The organism is Paenibacillus contaminans (assembly GCF_003285015.1).
GTDB classification, from domain to species: domain Bacteria; phylum Bacillota; class Bacilli; order Paenibacillales; family NBRC-103111; genus Paenibacillus_V; species Paenibacillus_V contaminans.
On the sequence record NZ_QMFB01000077.1, the window covers coordinates 1 to 1,302 of the forward strand.

The window sequence follows — 1,302 nt, forward strand, 5'->3', positions numbered from 1 at the left end:
AAAATGGAACGATGCTTTTTCATCTTCTTTTCTTTGACGTTTTGCTCATGCCATGCTTTAAACTGCGGATGATTGGCAACCAGGGACAACGTTCCCAAATAAAGATATTTACGCAACTGACGCCTGCCGCGCTTGGATATCCCTACTTGGCCCTCGTATAGGCCCGAACGGTTATCCGTTAAGTTTAACCCCGCCTGTGAAAGGAGCTGCCGGCCGTGAGCGTACTTGCCCAGATCCCCGCATCCTGCTAATAGCGCTGCGATAACGATCGTATTCAGTCCTTTGATGGTGCGAAGCAGCGTTACATGCGGTGCCTGTTCGAGAAGAACTTCAAGTTCTTGTTCCATTTCCTTGAGTCTTTGGCTGTGCCTTTCATACTCTTCAACAAGCCGTTTCAGCTCGTTTCGTGCCTCTTGGACGCCTAGTGTACGACCGATGGAATGGCGGGCGGCAGCAAGAAGCCTGGCAGCGCTCTCTAGGCCCGTTTTCCCGCCGGCGCGCTTCATTCCGCCTTTTTCTTTCCACGCTGTAATGATCTCGTGCGACGTAAGTTGTTTGAGATCCTCAGGCAGCGGGAACGCCTTGAGCGTAGCGATAGACCGTACAATCTCCCAGTCTGGAAACACCCGCTGGTACTCAGGGAAGTATAGATCTAAGCAGCGCAGAAGCCGGCCCTTCAGACTTGTGAATTGCTTGACCCAATACTCACGGTCATTCATCACGATACGAATCCGCTGATAGATCTCGGTGTTTGGATCGTAAGCAGAGTAAAACCCGCGGCTTACGCAATCTGCGATGACGAGCGAGTCTTTGATGTCGTTTTTAGACTGACTGTTGTCTCGATTTTCTTTATTACGCTTAACCGTCAGTGGATTCACGAGAACCACTTCTGTACGTTGACCGGCCAACCAGCCGGCCAAGTTCAGCCAGTAGTGCCCAGTCGGTTCCAGGCCGATCATAACCGATGAAAAGCTGTTCTGATGCTGCAAAGTCTGCATCCAGCGCATGAGCTTCTTCAAGCCCTCTTCACTATTCTGGAAGGTGAGGGGTCGACCGATCTCCATTCCCCGATAATTTACAGCAGAGGCTACGTGTTGTTCCTTCGCAATGTCGATACCGATAAGAAGATGTTGGGTCGAAATATGTGCGATACGTTGATTTTGTGCTTCCCGTTGTTTAAACTTCATAGTAGAGCATCCTCCTGATATGGATCATGTTAGTCACAGCCACGTGACATGATCTACTATACAGAGGGTGCTCGTACTATTCAAAGCCGAAATCTTAGCACCTACAGGAATGCTA

The 1,302-nt window shown here is 49.8% G+C and carries 1 protein-coding gene; it reads right to left on the reverse strand.

The features are described 5' to 3' along the window. Positions 1-1,187: IS110 family RNA-guided transposase (locus DQG23_RS41605; RefSeq protein WP_113036954.1), on the reverse strand; the 1,187-nt coding region annotated here is incomplete at its 3' end. Positions 1,188-1,302: the final 115 nt, after the last annotated feature.